The sequence below is a fragment of the Rhodococcus sp. NPDC057014 genome, from assembly GCF_042673295.1.
Taxonomy (GTDB): Bacteria; Actinomycetota; Actinomycetes; order Mycobacteriales; family Mycobacteriaceae; genus Rhodococcus_F.
Genome location: NZ_JBHUSF010000195.1, coordinates 1 through 16,688, shown reverse-complemented (window position 1 = coordinate 16,688; position 16,688 = coordinate 1). Strand labels below are relative to the sequence as shown.

Annotated in this window: 14 protein-coding genes and 1 pseudogene; 5 read left to right on the top strand and 10 right to left on the bottom strand. The window is 67.3% G+C overall.

What is annotated here, in order from left to right; translation table 11 throughout:
* The 6 genes from ACFTZB_RS29550 to ACFTZB_RS29525 form a co-directional block, all read right to left on the bottom strand.
* Positions 1-1,239: AMP-binding protein (locus ACFTZB_RS29550; protein WP_378436774.1), on the bottom strand; the 1,239-nt coding region annotated here is incomplete at its 3' end.
* Positions 1,221-2,675: an aldehyde dehydrogenase family protein gene (locus ACFTZB_RS29545; RefSeq protein ID WP_378436771.1), complete on the bottom strand. Its 1,455-nt coding sequence runs from the start codon at positions 2,673-2,675 to the stop codon at positions 1,221-1,223. The genes ACFTZB_RS29550 and ACFTZB_RS29545, both read right to left, overlap by 19 nt.
* 28 nt (positions 2,676-2,703) lie before the next feature.
* On the bottom strand, positions 2,704-3,591 hold the full coding sequence (locus ACFTZB_RS29540) for an LLM class F420-dependent oxidoreductase (protein ID WP_124390141.1): 888 nt from the start codon (positions 3,589-3,591) through the stop codon (positions 2,704-2,706).
* 28 nt (positions 3,592-3,619) lie between these two features.
* Positions 3,620-4,822, bottom strand: a complete 1,203-nt coding sequence (locus tag ACFTZB_RS29535; RefSeq protein WP_378436768.1) for a CaiB/BaiF CoA transferase family protein — start codon at positions 4,820-4,822, stop codon at positions 3,620-3,622.
* Between the two features lie 174 nt (positions 4,823-4,996).
* Entirely contained in the window at positions 4,997-8,272 is a 3,276-nt protein-coding gene (locus tag ACFTZB_RS29530; RefSeq protein ID WP_378436767.1) for a protein kinase, read from the bottom strand.
* A 172-nt stretch (positions 8,273-8,444) separates the two neighbouring features.
* Positions 8,445-9,014 carry a TetR/AcrR family transcriptional regulator gene (locus tag ACFTZB_RS29525; protein ID WP_219456560.1) on the bottom strand — a complete coding sequence of 190 codons (570 nt, stop codon included), beginning with the start codon at positions 9,012-9,014 and terminating at the stop codon, positions 8,445-8,447.
* Positions 9,015-9,138: 124 nt separating this feature from the next.
* On the opposite strand from ACFTZB_RS29525, the gene ACFTZB_RS29520 reads away from it, so the two are divergent.
* From ACFTZB_RS29520 to ACFTZB_RS29510, 3 genes are all read left to right on the top strand, one after another.
* Complete coding sequence (locus tag ACFTZB_RS29520) at positions 9,139-10,119, top strand: potassium-tellurite ethidium and proflavin transporter (RefSeq protein ID WP_378436764.1); 981 nt, start codon at positions 9,139-9,141, stop codon at positions 10,117-10,119.
* Between the two features lie 115 nt (positions 10,120-10,234).
* A complete protein-coding gene (locus ACFTZB_RS29515) occupies positions 10,235-11,077 on the top strand; it encodes a hypothetical protein (protein ID WP_378436762.1) in 843 nt (280 codons plus the stop codon).
* Complete coding sequence (locus tag ACFTZB_RS29510) at positions 11,074-11,529, top strand: OsmC family protein (RefSeq protein WP_378436760.1); 456 nt, start codon at positions 11,074-11,076, stop codon at positions 11,527-11,529. Before ACFTZB_RS29515 ends, ACFTZB_RS29510 begins: the two co-directional genes overlap by 4 nt.
* 95 nt (positions 11,530-11,624) lie before the next feature.
* Here ACFTZB_RS29510 and ACFTZB_RS29505 read toward each other — a convergent pair.
* The 4 genes and pseudogenes from ACFTZB_RS29505 to ACFTZB_RS29490 all read right to left on the bottom strand — a co-directional run.
* Positions 11,625-11,842 (bottom strand): annotated as a pseudogene (locus tag ACFTZB_RS29505) (short-chain dehydrogenase); the annotation flags it as partial.
* 114 nt (positions 11,843-11,956) lie between these two features.
* Complete coding sequence (locus ACFTZB_RS29500; protein ID WP_378436758.1) at positions 11,957-12,727, bottom strand: SDR family NAD(P)-dependent oxidoreductase; 771 nt, start codon at positions 12,725-12,727, stop codon at positions 11,957-11,959.
* 37 nt (positions 12,728-12,764) lie between these two features.
* The gene (gdhA, locus tag ACFTZB_RS29495) at positions 12,765-14,135 is read right to left on the bottom strand and encodes an NADP-specific glutamate dehydrogenase (RefSeq protein WP_378436756.1); all 1,371 of its coding nucleotides are present in this window, start codon (positions 14,133-14,135) and stop codon (positions 12,765-12,767) included.
* Between the two features lie 36 nt (positions 14,136-14,171).
* The gene (locus tag ACFTZB_RS29490) at positions 14,172-15,491 is read right to left on the bottom strand and encodes a flavin-containing monooxygenase (RefSeq protein WP_378436754.1); all 1,320 of its coding nucleotides are present in this window, start codon (positions 15,489-15,491) and stop codon (positions 14,172-14,174) included.
* 175 nt (positions 15,492-15,666) lie between these two features.
* Between ACFTZB_RS29490 and ACFTZB_RS29485 the strand changes: the two genes are divergently transcribed.
* Both ACFTZB_RS29485 and ACFTZB_RS29480 read left to right on the top strand, forming a co-directional pair.
* A complete protein-coding gene (locus ACFTZB_RS29485) occupies positions 15,667-15,810 on the top strand; it encodes a LysR family transcriptional regulator (RefSeq protein ID WP_378436752.1) in 144 nt (47 codons plus the stop codon).
* 3 nt (positions 15,811-15,813) lie between these two features.
* On the top strand, positions 15,814-16,641 hold the full coding sequence (locus tag ACFTZB_RS29480; RefSeq protein ID WP_378436750.1) for a LysR family transcriptional regulator substrate-binding protein: 828 nt from the start codon (positions 15,814-15,816) through the stop codon (positions 16,639-16,641).
* Positions 16,642-16,688: the final 47 nt, after the last annotated feature.

Genomic DNA, 16,688 nt, shown 5'->3' with positions numbered 1-16,688 from the left:
GTGCCAACCCCCGGGTGGGGGTACCGCCCGAGCCGTAGACGAGTCCCAATAGCCGAGGAGTGCAACCGGATCCGGCAGTTCGAGCGCGATCTCACCGACCTCACCGGGTGCGACGCGGACGCCGTCCTCGTCCAGAATTGCGATGCGGTGCCCGGGGTACGGGGCGCCCATGGTTGCGTCGTCGACCGATCCGAGAGCCGCGGAGTCGCCGATCAGGGCGTTTGCCTCGGTCTGGCCGTAGGCCTTGTTGACGCAGTCGCTGAGGTGGCTGCGGGCCCAGCCGAGTTCCGCAGCACCGGCGGGCTCTCCCCCGGTCACGACCGCGCGGAGGCGTTGCCGTGCCGATTCCCCGTGCTCGGCGAACATCCGCAGCACCGACGCGGGCAGGAAGGCGGTGGTCACGCCGAAGCGGGCCATCATGTCCAGGGTGGCCGCGGCGTCGAATCGCTGCGGCCGATGAGCCACGACGGGGACGCCGAACGACCACGGGACCAGCAGCCCGAGCATCAGGCCGCCGATCCAACCCCAGTCCGCGGTGCCGAAATACACGTCCCCGGGCCTGAACAGCTCGAAGGCGTAATCGACGCCCGCGTGCCCGAGCAGAGCGCGGTGTCCGTGGACGATGCCTTTCGGTGGACCGCTGGTGCCCGACGTGTACATCAGCAGGGCCGGATCCGAGGGCCGGCCGGGCACCGGGGCCAACGGGTCGACCCGGCGGGCGAGGTCCCCGAGCTTCGGACCACGCGCACCGTCGACCGTGAGCACGTCGACGTCGCGCAGCGAGCACCCTGTCGACTCGAGCCGGTCGACGCCCGGACCGTTCGTGACCAGCACAGTCGCACCCGAATCGGCGAGCCTGTGTGCCACCGAGTTACCGGTGAGCAGTCGCGGGACGGGCACGAGCACGGCCCCGGCGACCAGCACCCCGAACACGACCTCGGCGGCCTCGACCGACGGGTCGAGGTACAGGACCACACGGTCACCGGGCTCGATCCCGCGGGCGCGGAGGACACCCGCGATGCGCACGGCGGCGCGCTGCACCTGACCGAATGTCACCCTCTCGGGCGCGTGGGTCCCCTCGCGCAGCACGGCAACGGCGTCGGGATCGCGGGAGAAGAGGGCGTCCTCGGTGATCGTGTAGTCCGCCGCGGGCTCCCAGTCCTGAACGTGGCGGGCGTCGATCAACCGTCCCACGATCTGTGGCCGGGACGGCCCGGAGGTCAATCCAGGCGTGCCCATATGCTCTTCTCCTTGGTGAAGCTCTCGATCGCGGCCTGGCCGAGGTCGCTGCCGTAGCCGCTCTGTCCGAAGCCGCGGTACGGCGACGCGGGGTTGAGCACTCCCCAGGTGTTGATCCACACGTTGCCGGCGTCGAGGGTCTGCGCGAACCTCAGTGCGCGGCCGACGTCGCGGGTGAAGACGCCCGCGGCCAGCCCGTAGATGGTGTCGTTGGCGAGGGTGATCGCCTCCTCCTCGCCCTCGAAGGGCAGGACCGACAGCACGGGCCCGAAGATCTCCTCCCGGGCGATGCGCATGTCCGCGGTGACGCCGGCGAACATCGTCGGACGGTAGTAGAAGCCCTGCTCCGCAGGTCCGTCCGGTGACTGGCCGCCGCCGCTGATCAGCTTGGCACCCTCTTCGATCCCGGCGACGACGTACGAATGGACCGACTCTCGTTGCGCGGCACTGACCAACGGGCCGATCTCCGTTTCGGGGTCGAGAGGGTCGCCCACCCGTGCGGCCTCGACCCGTTTCTGGACGAGTTCGATCACCTCGTCGTAGATGGGCCGCTCGACGAGCAACCGGCTTGCGGCCGTGCACGTCTCGCCCTGGTTGCCGTACATCGCCTGGAAGACCACGGCGGCGACCGCCTTCGGGGACGAGTCGCCGAACGCCACGAGCGCCGACTTGCCGCCGAGCTCGAGGGAGGTCGTGATGAGGCGGTCGGCCGCCATCCGGCCGATCTGCTGGCCGACCTCGGTCGAGCCCGTGAACGTCACCTTGCCGACCAGCGGGTGCTGCACCAATGCGTTGCCCGCCACCGAGCCACGACCGGGCAGGACGTTGACCAACCCGGGCGGCAACCCGGCCTGGAGGGCCAGCTCGCCGAGTGCCACGGGGACGAGCGGGGCGAGCTGCGCAGGCTTCAGCACGATGGCGTTGCCCATCGCGAGAGCCGGCGCGATCTTCCAGACCGCCTGCACTGCAGGGAAATTCCACGGGGTGATGGCACCCACCACGCCGATCGGCTCACGCACGGTGTAGTTGAGGAACCGGCCGGGAGCCGGCGTCGTGCGACCCTCGATCTTCGTCACGAGGCCCGCGAAGTACTCGAGGGTCTCGATCATGATCGGAAGGTCGACGCCCAACGACTCTCGGATGGGCTTGCCCATGTCCCGGCTCTGCAGCTGGGCGAGCTCGATCTTGTGTTCCTCGATCAGCGCGGCGTAGCGGAACATGAGCCGGGTCCGCTGTGCGGGACGCATGCGCTGCCACGCCTTGGCCGCGGCCTTCGCGGATTCGACGGCGCGCGCGACGTCCTGAACCGTCGCCTCGGCCACGGTGGCCAAGTGCGACCCGTCGGCCGGGTTCATCGAGTCGAAGGTCGCCCCGGTCGACGACGGGCTCAGTTGGTCGCCGATGACGAGGGGAACCGTCGAGGTGAGTGCCTGCACGATTCTCGTCCTTTCTTCCGCCGGGCCGTCAGGCCAGGTTGTGTGCGGTGGGGAGGACGGCGTCAGCGAGTTCCGCGAGCTCCTCCATGGTTGCTTCGAGGGTGTCGTGTTCGAACGACGTGTCGCAGATGAAGTGGGTGACACCGAGGTCGCCGTACGCTTCGATCGTCTCGGCGTTGTACGGCGCCGTCCGCAAAGGCCGTGCAGTGAGCGTGATTTCACTCATGTCGCGGCCCGCCTCCTCCACGTACTGCTGCAGGGTGGCCAGGTAGCCGGCGTACTCGTCCGGCGCGATCGCAAGGGGGTGCCAGCCGTCGCCGATGGCAGCGATGCGGCGCAGCGAGGCGGTGCTGTATCCCGCGAACCAGACGGGGATCGTGCCACGCACCGGCTTCGGGTACATCTTGAAGTCGTGGAGCTGGTAGAAGTCGCCGTCGAAGTCGACCTCGTCTTCCTTCCACATGTGCCGCATCGCGTTGACCATCTCCGTGGTCCGCTTGCCGCGGTCCTTGAAGGGCGCTCCGAGCAGTTCGAACTGCTCCTTCATCCAGCCCACGCCGATGGCGACCGAAAGCCGGCCGCGCGACATCACGTCGATGCTCACCAGCGTCTTCGCCGTCTGGACGAGGGGACGCCACGGCAGGATCAGACACGACGTGCCGAGCTCGATCCGCTCGGTGGCCGCCGCCGCCCACGTCAACGACGTGAGGCAGTCGAGGTACGGCGTGGCGGGATCCCACAGGAACTTGCCGTCCGAGGTGTACGGGTACGGCGTCTCGACTCGGGTCGGCAGCGCGACGTGATCAGTCATCCAGAGGGAGTCGAAGCCGATCTTCTCCGCGTACCGCGAGACCTCGGTGATCGCCTCGGGCCCTGCCCACGGTCCCGCTCCCGGGATCCTGATTCCGACCTTCATTGATGCTTCCTTTCGCCGTGTTCGGTGGTCATCGGACGACCATTTCGGCCCGGAGGGCCGCGATCCGGTCGTCCTGGTAGCCGAGATCCCTGAGAATCTCGGTGGTGTGCTCGCCCAGCGAAGTCGGTGGGCGACGCACGTGGCCCGGGGTGCCCGAGAGCTTGACCGGGAGGCCCGGGACGCGCATCGGTCCGAGTTCGTCGTGGTCGATGTCGACAACGAGGTCCAGGGCCTGGATCTGGGGATGGGTGACGGCCTCGTCGTACGCGAGGACCGGGGCGCAGATGATGTCGTGGGCGGAGAGCAACTCGACCACGTCGTCACGATCGCGGGCGGCGAACCAGGGCGCGAAGGCGGAGTCGAGAGCCTCGCGGTTCTCCAAGCGGGACGCGGCGTCCGCGAAGCGCGGATCGTCGACGAGAGCCTCGACACCCATCGCCCGGGTCAGCTTGACGAAGTGGCGGTCGTTGAAAGCGACCAGGTGAACGGCGCCGCCGTCACGGGTCGTATAGGCGTTGTACGGCGCGTAGAAATTGCTGCCGTTGCCGACCTTGCCCTGAATGTAGTCGGCGAGGAGGTACTGCCCCAGCCACGGAGTCTGCAGATGGAACAACGCCCCGACCAGGGATACCGAGCCCGTTTGCCCTTCTCCCGTGCGCTGTTTCGCGAAGAGTGCGACGAGCGCGGCGATCGCGACGAGGTAGCCCGCGGCGCTGTCGGCGACGGGCGGCCCGGCCTTGAGCGGCTTCCCGGAACGTTCACCGGTGGCCTCCATGAGACCGGTGAGCGCCTGAGCGACCGGGTCCATGGCGGGACGGCCCGCGAGGGGTCCGTTGTCGCCGTACCCGCTGACATTGAGGCAGATCAGGTGCGGGTGGCGTTCGCGAAGCTCGTCGGCGGTCAGCCCGAATCGCTCGCGCACCCAGGGCAGCATGTTCTCGATGAGCACGTCCGCGGTCGAGCAGAGTTCGTGGAACAGCTCGAGACCTCCGGCCGTACGAAGGTCGAGCGCGACGGCGCGCTTGTTTCGGTTGACGCCCGAGTAGACGCCACTCATGCCGTCTCGTCCCGGTCCGAACGTCCGCGACTCGTCACCACCGATCGGCTCGACCTTGATGACGTCGGCACCGAAGTCGGCGAGCAGCGACGCGCCCAACGGGCCGGCCACCATCGTCGCGGCGTCGATCACCTTGATGCCCGACAACGCTCCGCTATTTCCGGTGAACCCCATCACAAGCTCCGTTCATTATCCTGAACTCACATCATTATTTGGAACTCCACGGACGTTACGAGCACCGCCACCCGCTGTCAAGAGGGGATTTGCCGCCGATCGGCGGGCAAAGAGCGCGACTCGGCCCCACCACGGCACCACGGGAAGAACCCGGATGCCGCGAGAGGCGGTCGTTCAGTCGCCGGTCTGCTCCACTACCCAGGCCGCGACCTGCGCACGGGAGGTGAAGCCCAGTTTCGCCAGGATGTGCTCCACATGACCCTGAGCGGTGCGCGGCGAGATCACCAGGCGGTCGGCGATGGCCTGATTGGTCAGGCCTTCGGCGATGAGGTCGGCGACCTGACGTTCCCTCTTGGTCAGACGCGTCGACGGGCCGGTGCCGTGCGCGGACGTGCCTGCCGGCTGTTCGCGGAGCGCGTAGGCGATCGCCGCATCGAAGCCGAGTTGCTCACCTCTGCGGTGGGCGGCGTCGAATGCCTTGTCCCCGAGCTTCTTCCGACTGCTTTTAGTGCATTCTTCATGGTAGACAAGCAAATCAGAATAGATCACCACTGCGCTTCCCACCGATCGCGCCAGCCCCTCCGCGGCTCCGAGCAGCACGGCGGCCCTCGGTTCGTCGTGGAGTCCGCAGGCGATCCAGGCGAGGGCCTCGAGACCGGAGGCGGCGACGCGTGGGCCGCGCACCTGCCGGGTCAGCTCCAGCGACTGCTCGAGCACCCGGACTGCGCGATCGTCATCGCCCTGTCGCCACACGGCAATCCCCAAGGCCCACAGCGAATGCGACCGATACATCTTCTCGCCGTGGAGTTCCGTGATCGCGAGAACACGTTCGAGGTATTCGATCGCCGGGTCCGTCAAGTCGCGGAGCCCATACGCCAGTCCCAACGGGTACATGACGGCGACTTCGAGCGTGCGATCGCCGCGTTCGGCGAACTCCGCGAGAGCGGTTTCCAGGTGCGAGGACGCGGATTCCAGTTCACCGCTGTAGAGGGCCAGCATGCCCTCGGCATAGGCAACGAGGGAGCGCATCATGGAGTCGCTCGTGTGCGCGGAGAGAGTCCGCGCCTCCGCCACGAGTGCCGCCCCCGCCTGCAGGTCACCCTGCACATCGGCCATCATGCCGGCACGCTGGAGTGCCTTGACCCACTCGACGGTGGGCGGACCGCTCTGCCGGGCGAGCAACTCCGCGAACCAGCGCCGCCCCTCGCCGTACAGACCCTGGGAGCCCCAGAACAGGAACAGTGCGGATGCGGTGCGCAGCGCTGCGGCGGGATCGTCGTCGGCACCGAATTCGAGGGCCTCCCGTAGGTTCGGTTGCTCGCGCTTCAACCTGCGGATCCAGTCCAACTGGTGGGCGCTGATCCACTCGGACTCCGCCTCCAGCGCCAGCGCCTCGTACCAATCCCGGTGACGACGACGCAAAGTCACGGTCTCGCCGGTCTGCTCGAGCTTCTCGCAACCGTACTCGCGGAGGGTCTCGAGCATCCGGAACCGCACCACCGACCCGCGCCCCTCCCGGATCAGGATCGATTTCTCCACCAGGGAGGTCAGCGTGTCGAGCAATTCGTCCGGGCCCAGGCCGTCGCCGCACACCTGCTCGGCGGCATCGAGTTCGAAGCTCCCCGCGAAGACCGACAGCCTTCCCCACACCAATTGCTCACCGGCGGTGCATAATTCGAAACTCCAGTCCATGGACAACCGCAGCGTCTGCTGCCGCGTCGGCGCACCCCGGCTGCCGCGCGACAGCAGGGAATAGCGGTCGGTCAGACGCTGCAGGATCTGCTCGGGCGACATCGCCCGCAACCGGGCCGCGGCCAATTCGATCGGCAACGGCAACCCGTCGAGGCGATGACAGATCCCCGCCACCGCCGCCGCGTTTTCCTCCGTCAACTCGAACCCGGGAACCGCGGCCGCGGCACGTTCGACGAACAACGACACCGCATCGTATCTGCGCACGCTTCGCAGGGACGGCTTCCGGTCAAGCTCCGGCACGGCCAGCGGCGGCACCCGCAACACGGCTTCCCCACCGATGACCAGGGGTTCGCGGCTGGTCGCCAGAATCCGCAGCGCCGGGCACACCCGCAACAGCGTCTCGGCCAGCTCCGCCACCGCGTCCACCAGGTGCTCACAGTTGTCGAGGACCAGCAGCAGGTCCCGGGAAGTGAGGAACTCGATCAACACCTCGCGTAGCGGCCGCGCCGAATGATCCCGCACCCCCACCGCCGCGGCCACCGCGTCCACCAGCGAAGACTCCTCACGCACGTCGCCCAACTCGACCAGTCGCACACCGTCGCCGTAGTCGCGTTGCACCGCCGCCGCGACGCGCATCGCCAGCCGGGTCTTGCCGACACCGCCGACCCCGGTCAGCGTCACCAGCCGTGACCCGGCGAGCAGATTTTTCGCCTCGGTGAGCTCGTTCCGGCGGCCGACGAAACTCGTCAGTTCCAGGGGAAGATTCCGCCCGCCACTCCGCGCGGACGTACCGGAAGTGCCCGTGGATCGAAACCGGCCGGACACCGGCTGTCCGTCGTTCCCCTGCGCGTCGGGTTCCATGCGGAGGGCCATGTCGTCGACCGGAAGACCGCGATCGAGTTGAATCCGCCGCAGTTCCTCACCGAAGTCGGCGGCCGTCGCCGGACGCTCGTCGGGAGTACGGGACATCGCCCGCGCGATCGCGTCGGACACGTCGTCGGGGATCCCGTGCTCACGAAGGTCGGGCACCGGTTGCGTGGTGATCCGCAGGAACTGCGCGACCACCTGTTCCCCACTGCCGCGTTCGAACGCGGCATGCCCGGTGAGGGCACTGAACAGCGTCGCCCCGAGCCCGTAGACGTCCGCGGCCGGGCTCGGCGGATCGCCCTCGAGGACCTCCGGTGCCGTATAGGCGGGCGACCCGGTGACGACACCGGTCGCGGTCTCGAAACCGCCGGAGATGTGGGCGATGCCGAAATCGGTCAGCGCCGGCTCGCCGTAATCGGTGAGCAGAATGTTCGCGGGTTTGACGTCGCGGTGCAGGATCCCGAGCCGGTGTGCGGTCTCGACCGCACCGGCCATCTTCACCCCCAGCCGCAATACCCTGTCCAGTGCGAGAGGGCCGTCCCGACGAACCCGGACCTCCAGCGAGTCCTGCGGGTGATACGGCATCACGATGTAGGGAAGGCCGCTGTCGGTGGCGCCGACCTGCAATACGCCCACGATGTTCGGGTGACCGGTCAGCCGGCCCATCGCCCGCTGCTCCCGGAAGAACCGGGCCCGGTTCTCTTCGTCGAGATCGACGGTCAGCACCTTCACCGCGACCGTGCGATCCAGGTCCGCCTGAATGCATCGGTAGACCACCCCGAAGCCGCCGCGCCCGATCTCCCGGGCGTCGTCGAAACCCGCCGCACTCAGCTCCGACACCACCACGGGAACGACCTGCCGCTGCGTGTCGAGCGGATCAGCTTCACCCATCGGACGGTCTACTCACCCCGTCGGCTGATGATCCCGAACACTGGTCCCGACGGCACGACCAGCGCAAAAAGATCGTGGGCTCACCTCTCGATAGCGTGCACTCCAGGATATAGCCGCAGACCCTGCGCGCGGGAGCATGTGAATGCCCTCGGATGCGCCGGTCCTTCGCGGATCACAGTCCGCCGACACACCCCTCGACCACGGTGGTACACGACTCGGGTCGGCCACCTGATTTCACGAGCACGCTGAGCCCGATCACCGACGCGAGCAGTTGACGAGCCGAAATGTCTGCAGGACGGTCCGCTCCGAACTCCCCGGACCGCTGCCCCTGCTCGATCGCGACCCTGAAGATGCCTTCGATCCGAGTGAACAGCTCGTCCGCTATGCGGTTCACCTCGTCGTCGACGGTGCCGAGCTCGGCCGCGGCATTGACCATGACGCACCCTCGCCGGTGCTCGCCGACCCCGGCGAGCACCGCCATCGCCGTCTCGAGGCGGGGCCTCACCGGGCCGGGCGCGGCGAACAGATCGTCGAGGTACGCGAGCCGCATCTCGGTGTAACGCCGAAGCGCTTGCAGGAACAAGTCGTGCTTGCTTCCGAAGGTGTTGTACAGGCTGCCTTTGCCGATCCCCATCTGACCAGCGAGCTCCTGGGGCGTCGTCGCGGCGTACCCCTGAAGCCAGAACAGGTCCATCGCCTTGTCGATCGCCGCATCCGCCTCGAAGAGCCTTGGTCTAGCCACCGAAGTAGGTTACTCGCGATCGATATTTGACCTCAAGGTCAAATAGCAATACGGTAACTCTCGCCCATATTGGACCCCTAGGTCAATAACGGGGTACGCCGTTTCAGGAAGGAAGGCATTTTCCTTGTCCAATCACCGCCCGAGCACTGCCCGCGAGTCACGCGTCCGCACCCACCGACCGTTGAACCTGTTCGCGATCCCCCTGGGTCTTGCCGGACTGGCCCAGGCCTGGTCGGTCGCCACGACCGCGCTCGGCACCCCGTTCGCGCTGACCCAGGCGTTCTGGCTGATCGCAGCGTTCGCCTGGATCTGGGCCGCTACCGCACACACGCATCACGCCAGGCGCGCCGAACACGGGATTTCACAACAGCTCACGCACTTCGTCCACGGCCCGCTCGCGGCGCTACTTCCGATCTCGGCGATGCTGCTCGGAGCAAACCTGCACCGCACGTTCCCGATCGCCGGAACGGCCCTGACCCTGCTCGCCATCACGGCCGGTGCGGTATTCGGCGCATGGATGCTGAGCTTCTGGATGAGCGGAGAGATGGCACTCGAATCCGTACACGGCGGCTACTACCTTCCCCTCAGCGGAGCCGGCCTCGTCGGGGCGTTTGCCGCAGCCCAGATCGGCCTCGACTGGCTCGCCGTCGGAAGCTTCGCGGTCGGCCTGTTCTTCTGGGTGATCATTTCCGTGTTCCTGTTCCTCAGGCTCGCGCTGCGCCCCACCATGCCCGCGCCCCTGACCCCGACACTCGCGATCATGATCGCTCCGCCTGCAGTCGGCTCGGCAGCATGGCTCAACATTTCGAACGGGCGACCCGACGCCCTGTTCGTGGCGCTCACCGCCGTCACGGCATTCATGGTCATGGTCCAGGCGCCGTTGCTGACCCGCTACCGCACCCTGTCGTTCTCGCACGGCTTCTGGTCGTTCACCTTCCCGGTGGCGAGTGTCGTCGCCCTCACCATCACGTGGCTCCACCTCGTACAGCCCCGTGCCTGGCAGCCCCTCACGGCCGGACTGCTCGGCGCCGCGACGCTCCTCGTGGTAACGATCGCGACGAAGTCGATCCTGTTGACCTACAAGAGCGCTCAGAAGATTCGATGAGGGATGCTTGACAGATTCCGGCGCGGATCATTATGTTCAGCGTGTTCCAAATATCGTATCGGATTCAGCATAATGAACACAGTGACTGACCGAACTCGCCGAGTAAGGAACGGGAATGATTCTGCTGGGGTATCGCGATCACAACGTCCACGAATTGGTGTGCCACGAGATCGCCGCACGCGCGGGCTACTACGACCGACTGGGCATCGAGGTGAAGGCGGTGTCCGGCTCGGACCATCCGGAAGCAGCGTTGTCTGCGGGGCTCGGCGGCTCCCTGGTCGAAACGCTTCGAGGGCAACGCCGTTGGAAAGTTGCGCTCGTCCACACGCTTCACCCGTTGTTCTGGATCTGGACACGAAAAGGGAGCACACGATCAGCCGGGCCGTCCGTCGTGGCCGGCCACCCGGAGGGATCGATCGTGTGCGCTTTCACCCAGCGGATGCTGAGTTATCGCTGGGCAGGCCGCGACGCCCCGTCGATGCTGCGCTTCCCCGCGGGAAGCGCAGGTGATCGGCAGCGACTGGAGGCAATGAGATCCGGAGAAGCCGACGCCGCCGTTCTGGGCTCCGCTTTCGCTCCCGGCACCCTGTCACGGCTCGGGCTCGCCGAATCGTTGTTCTTCGGCGTCGCCCTGAGGTTCCCCACCGCAGGCGTCGCAGTCGACGTGGACAAGATTCGAATTGACGATCCGTCGGTACGAAAGGTCGTCGCCGCACAGACGGCGGCGATCGCCAAGATCAGGAGCAGAGATCCCGTCGCACTCGACGCCGTGGCGTCGTTGCTCCACGACGACAGCGGGACAGATGCGCAGCGCTTGCTGTCGGACTACCTGTCCCCTCAGTACGGTCCCGATCCCAGTGACGTCCGCGCCGCTGGTGCAGATGCGATCGAATGGCTTGCAGGCGTGTTGAATACAGGCGGGAACACCGCCGCAGACTTCTATGAGGCGGTTCAGTGACTACTTCTCGACGTGAGCAACTGGTCGTGCACGCGCTGCCCGGGACCCACGGCACGACGGTCACCGCGCGGACGCACGAGTTGACGATCGACGAAACCACGCGGTACGGCGGACACGATGCCGGCGCAAACCCGGTGGAGCACATGCTCGCCGGCATCGCGGCCGCCTCACTCGTGGTACTTCGTCTCCTCGGCGAGGGTGCGATAGCCGACTCCGCCGTGCTCACCGTGTCCGCGACCTTGAACGTCGATCGCGTCATGGGAGCCGACGACGGCGCCGTCATCGAGCTGATCCGTCTGGACTGGGAAGTGGCGAACGCAGCATACGCCGAGCGCCTGCGCGCCGCGCTTCCCGACCTCGCGAGTCGCCGACCCGGGCAAGCACTGATCGACGCTGCGGCCACCGTCGCGGAAGAGGTGTCCGTCCGCGCATCGGCGACCGCGGGAGTGTGACTGCCCGTCGGTTACGGGTGCTCGGTGGTGCGCGCCTTAACTTACTTTTCGTACCTCAAACGTAGTTATTGGCATCGTTGGTGTATCGAGCATCCTCACAAGCCGGGTGATGCCGGACCCACCAGCTTTGCCAGTTCGTCGAGCGACCACGGCGGCCGGGTCTCGTGGTCGCGGTAGGCCAGCAGTGCCGGAGCCGGGCGGTCGAATCTGCCGACGAAGCAACCTGATCCGGCGAAGGTTTCCCGGTGATGCCTGCGGCGAGGTCGCTGGCGAGGAAGACGTACAGCTGGACGACGTAGTCCGCGGGCGCCCGACATCGCCACACCCGTACCCGGATGTGCACAGATCCGCCTCGGCGATCCCCGCGCCTCCCGCAACATCGGTGCCGCACTCGTGCCCGGCGCCGCCAACCTGCGGCCGAGGTGATTCAGCGGGTGCGGAATCCGCCGTCGACGACGAGTTCGGTGCCGGTGACGAAGCTGGCGTCGTCGCTGACGAGGTAGGCGACGGCGGCGGCGAGTTCGGTGACGTCGGCGCGCCGGCCGAGCGGGGTTTCCGGCACGACGCCGCCCTGGGCTTCCTGGGCGTTGATCGGGGTGCTGACCCCGCCGGGGACGAGGGCGTTGACGCGGATGCCGTCGGGGGCGAGTTCGAGTGCGGCGGTGCGGGTGAGGCCGAGCATGCCGGCCTTGCTGGCGGCGTAGGCGGCGTAGCCGATGGCGCCGGACGGGCCGAAGATCGACGAGGTGTTCACCACGGCGCTTCCGGTTCCCTTGCGCAGCAGTGGGATCATCGTTTTCAGTCCGAGGAAGGCGCCGGTGAGGTTGACCGACAGCACCCGGTTCCACGTGTCGAGGGCGAGGTCTTCGAGGTTGGTGACGTCGACGATGCCGGCGTTGTTGACCAGGATGTCGAGGCGGCCGTGCGTGTCGTCGACCAGTCGGTGCGCGGCCTGCCAGTCGTCGGGGTTCGAGACGTCGAGGTGCAGGTAGGTGGCGTCGAATCCCTTGGAGCGGAGTTCTTCGGCGGTGCGTGCCCCGTCGTCGTCGAGGACGTCGGCGAGGAACACGACTGCCCCTTCGCTGGCGAGGCGGTAGGCGTGCGCGGCGCCCTGACCGCGGGCGCCACCGGTGATCAGGGCGACACGGCCGCTGAGTCGGTGGGTGAGGGTGTCGCCGGTGTGGGGCGTGGGAGTCATGGCGGGTTCCTTCTGTGCGTCGGAGGGTGAGCGGAGGTCAGACGATTCCCTGGGCGAGCATGGCGTCGGCGACCCGGATGAACCCGCCGATGGCCGCGCCGGCGACGTAGTTGTCGGGGTCGTCGGTGTAGGTGGCCGCGGTGGCGCGGGTGTGCTGGTGGATCTCGCGCATGATCTGCTCGAGTTTGCTCTCGGTTTCCTCCCAGGTCCACGATTCGCGGGCGGCGTTCTGCTGCATCTCCAGGGCGGAGGTGGCCACCCCGCCGGCGTTGGCGGCCTTGCCGGGTCCGAAGAGGACGCCGGCGTCGCGGAAGATGGCGACCGCGGCCGCGGTGCAGGGCATGTTCGCGCCCTCGGAGACGGCGAGCACACCGTTACGGATCAGGGTGGCCGCGTGCTGTTCGCCGAGTTCGTTCTGGGTGGCGCAGGGCAGCGCGAGCTCGCAGGGCACGTCGAAGACGGAGCCGGTAGTGACGTAGGTGGCGGAGCGGCGTTCGGCGGCGTACGCGGACAGTCGTGCCCGGCGGATTTCCTTGACGTCCTTGAGCAGGTCCACGTCGAGGCCGGTCTCGTCGACGAGGTAGCCGGTCGAGTCGGAGCAGGCGACGACGGTGGCGCCGAGGGCCTGGGCTTTCTCGGTGGCGTAGATGGCGACGTTGCCGGATCCGGAGACCACGGCGCGGCGGCCGTCGAGGCTCTGGCCGCGGGTGGCGAGCATTTCTCTCAGGAAGTAGACGGCGCCGTAGCCGGTGGCCTCGGTGCGGGCGTGGGATCCGGCCCAGCCGACGCCCTTGCCGGTGAGCACGCCGGCTTCGAAGCGGTTGACGATCCGCTTGTACTGGCCGAACATGTAGCCGAGTTCGCGGACGCCGACGCCGATGTCGCCGGCCGGGACGTCGGTGTGTTCGCCGAGGTGCCGGTAGAGCTCGGTGATGAAGGATTGGCAGAACCGCATGACTTCGGCGTCGCTGCGGCCGGCGGGGTCGAAGTCGCTGCCGCCCTTGCCGGCGCCGATGCCCTGGCCGGTGAGGGCGTTCTTGAAGACCTGCTCGAATCCGAGGAAGCGGACGATGCCGAGGTCGACGGTGGGGTGGAAGCGCAGGCCGCCCTTGAACGGGCCGAGGGCGCTGTTGAATTCCACCCGGTATCCGCGGTTGACCTGGACCTGTCCGGCGTCGTCGACCCAGGGGACGCGGAACATCAGTTGGCGTTCGGGTTCGCAGAGCCGGTCGAGGATGCGGGCCTCGACGTACTCGGGGTGCCGGGCCAGCACCGGGCCGAGGGTGGCGAGGACTTCTTCGACGGCTTGGTGGAACACCGCTTCTCCGGGGCTGCGGTGGCGGACACTGCGCAGCACGGTGGTGACGTGGTCTGTGGAGGGCAGGGTGTCGGTATCGAGGAGAGTCATTGCGCTTCTTCCTTCTACACGATCGGAAACGGGTAGCTATCGGGACACGGCAGTGCCGGACAATGGCGCGAGGTGCTCGAGTGCGGACGAGGCCTGGAGCGCGGTCAGAAGCCTTGCGGTGTCGGCCATCTGGTCGTTCCAGATTGCTCGGACGATGTCGACGCGTAGCTCCGGTTCCTGCACCGTGGAGAAGTAGTTGGTCAGCGCCAACCCCTGCGGTCCGGCCTCGGTGTGCAGGGCGATCATGCGGGCGATCAGCTTGGCCTGCACTCCGTAGACGGGAATCTGCGGGCCGCGGGGTGCGATCAGGCCGACGAAGTACAGCTTTTCCGCTCCTTCGGGGAGGATGCCGCCCGCGTACCGCACGGGAACACCCGATCGCCAGCTGATCTGGTCGCGGTCGAGGAAGGGTAGCGAGACGTCGAAGCCGGTGGCCCAGACGATCGAGTCGTAGTACCGGGCGATGCCGTCGGAGAAGTGCACGGTGTTGCCCTCGAAGCGGGCGATGCCGGGTCGAATCTGGACGCGGCCGTGGTGGACCCAGTACAGCAGTAGATCGTTCACGGTCGTGGCCCCGTCGGCCAGGGTGCGGGCCTCCGGCCGAGGCATGCCCGGGTAGTTCTTATTCTCCCCGATCGACACGCGAGCGAGGAGCCGGCTGAGCAGGTCTTGCTCGTCCGGGGAGAACTGGGCGAGGAACGGCACTTCCTGGCGCGGCACACCGAAGTACGTCTTGGGCTGGAAGTAGATGCCCTTGCGCATCACGATGTCGGCTTCGCGGCGGTGCTGCGCGACGTCGACGGCGATGTCGCAACCGGAGTTGCCCGCGCCGACCACCAGTACCCGGTTCCCGTCGAGGTCGCCGACATTGTTGTACTCGCTCGAATGCAGTTGTCTTCCAGTGAATTCGCCGGGGACGTCCGGGATCTTCGGGCTCCACAGGTGTCCGTTGGCGATCAGGACACCGTCGAAGATGCCCTCGTCACCCCGAGAGGTGGTCACCCGCCACCCGGCGGACCCGACGGGGCCCGATCCCGCGTCGACGGGGGTTACCGACAGCACCTCGGTGCCGAAGGTGATCAGGTCGTAGTGGCCGTGGCGGTGGGCATACGATTCGATGTACTCACGAACCTGGTCCCGTCGCGGAAAGTGCGGGTAGTGCCCGGGCATCGGGAAGTCTTCGAACATCGTCATGTCCCGGGAAGTGATCAGGTGCAGGGCCTCGTAGTCGGTGTGCCAGTGCCCGCCGACCCGGTCGGTCTTTTCGAAGCACTCGACGTCGTAACCGGCTTCGCGGAGTTGTTGAAGGGCGGACACGCCGGCCGCGCCGGCACCGATGACACAGTAACGAGCCATTTTCTGCTCCCTTTGTTCGATGGGGGCGAGCGCCCCGAACGTGGTGATGTAAGTCTGGAAAGAGCGGTCGCTCTCGTAAATGGCGATATCTCGGGAACTGCTCAAGGGATACCCTTGAACAAGGCGCCGGCGCGACGCCACCCGCCGCGTCGATGACGACATGAGGAGCCCACCGATGGCAGCAACGCCCATCACCCTGCAGCAGCTGAGCTATTTCCTGGCCGCCGTCGAGCACGGTTCGTTGTCGGCAGCGGCCGAGGCGAATTTCGTTGCCCAGCCCAGCCTCTCCGAGCAGATCCGCAGGCTCGAGCACCAGTAGGGCGTGACGCTGTTCGTGCGCACCAACCGCAAGCTGATCCTCACCGACGCCGCCCGGATGCTCCTTCCGCACGCCCAGCGCACACTCGCCGCCGCGGAGGCGGCGGCCACCGCGGTCAATCCGGTACGCAATCTCACCGGCGGGACCGTCGCATTCGGGACGTTCAGCAGCGCCCACCACCTCATCCACACCGATCTGATCGAAAAATTCCGAGCGCTGTATCCGCAGGTCCACGTGCGACTTGTCGCCCTCAACTCGGTTCAGGTGGCCGACGCGGTCCGTGACGGACAACTCGAGGCCGGACTGGTCGCGCTCCCCGTCGACGACCGCGGCCTCGACGTCGGAGCGGTCGAATGGCTCGCCGAAGCGGTCTTCCTCACTCGCGATCGCGAACGCGCGCGCCGCCCGGTGTCCATCCAGGAGGTCGCCGAAGCCGAGCTGATCTTCCCGGAGATGCGGTGGGGAGACATGGACCCCACCCGGCGCCGACTGCTGCTTGTGGCGCAGAATGCCGGCGTGACGATCAGCCCGATCGTCGAAGTCGAATCACCGGCCGTTGCACTGGAACTCGCCGAGCGCGGGGTCGGAGACACGATCAGCTCGCTCCCCCTGGCCCATGCCCTGGGTTCGACGAAAGCCTTGGCCTGGGCCTCGCTGGACCCGCCGCTGTACGAGACGTTTGCGTTCATCACCCGCCGCGACGCCAGCCTGTCGCCCGCTGCGACGATCATGATCCGCCTCGCCCGGCAATTGCTCTCACAACTTCCGCAGGTCGATGTGCCCATCGAGGCCGATGCCGGAGTGTGGGCACCCCGGATTACCAAGAGGTAACGGCATTTCCACCACGTAACAGTTCGCGGCGGGGCACCGTCTCGGAC